Origin of the sequence: Parendozoicomonas callyspongiae (genome assembly GCF_023502345.1) — a bacterium.
Lineage (GTDB): Bacteria > Pseudomonadota > Gammaproteobacteria > Pseudomonadales > Endozoicomonadaceae > Sansalvadorimonas > Sansalvadorimonas callyspongiae.
In genome coordinates, this window is sequence record NZ_JAMFLX010000105.1 from 1 (window position 1) to 924 (window position 924).

Consider the following 924-nt stretch of genomic DNA (forward strand, 5'->3'; position numbering starts at 1 on the left):
ACGCCTTGCTCAGCGGAAAAAATGCGAGCGCGAGCGAGTAGTTTTTCCGATGCAGCAATTTGTTAGCTGTCCTTTGGAGTTGTTTCGTATACGATTCTATCGCCGTCCACTCGAAAATCATCAACAGGAGTTACTGTAAGATCCCCATTAATATGGAGTTCTTGTGCTTCTGCTTTATAGTTGACGATGCCATTTTTATTTTCTATGAGCTCCCAACTCCCGCCTTCATTGAGGTACGAATATTCATTCACTCCATCTCCTTCTTTCCTGATTTCAGAAAGCTCATACCATAATACTTTTAGCTCGCCAATCGCTCTCAAGCAAACTTCTTTAATCTCACTCAAATTCTCTGCGGTGACACTAGATATAGGATTTATTTGAAACCAGCGTTCAGAAGGCTCGCCTGAGTTTGATATTTCAAAGATACCTTCTGATGTGATAACAAACTCATTTTCAAGTGAGGAAAAATCGTATATACCTTTAAGGCTAAACCTAGCACCTTTGGATATACGTATTGCCACAAAACCTTTCCCTGAAATTTTTCCGAAAGGATAATAAGTATCTTTTTCTATAAAGTTAATTCCATCATGAAAAAGACTGTCTCGATAACTCTTTACTGCGGCTATCCCGCTGTTTGAATCACTTGAGTTATTTTTAAGAATTTCTTTTAGACGATCATTTTTCTCTAGATACTTCAAAGACTTCATGGCCAGTTGAAATACAGTGGATAATTTATTTATTGCTGTTTCGTAAAATATACGTTTTAATTTTGTATCATCTACAGAATCTATATTTTCAAGTAAGTACTCCACATCAGAAATGTTTATCCTGGCAAGTGCCTCAACATTAACTCGAACTTTAGAGTCTTGATTAGAAAGTGTGCTTGTTTCTGTGAATGCCATACAGTACCTCGATTTGGCCAGC

General features: G+C 37.4%; 1 protein-coding gene. It reads right to left on the reverse strand.

The features are described from left to right. Nucleotides 1-62 precede the first annotated feature (62 nt). Nucleotides 63-924, reverse strand: an 862-nt coding sequence (locus M3P05_RS20470) for a hypothetical protein (RefSeq protein WP_249701990.1), incomplete at its 5' end; no start/stop codon positions are given.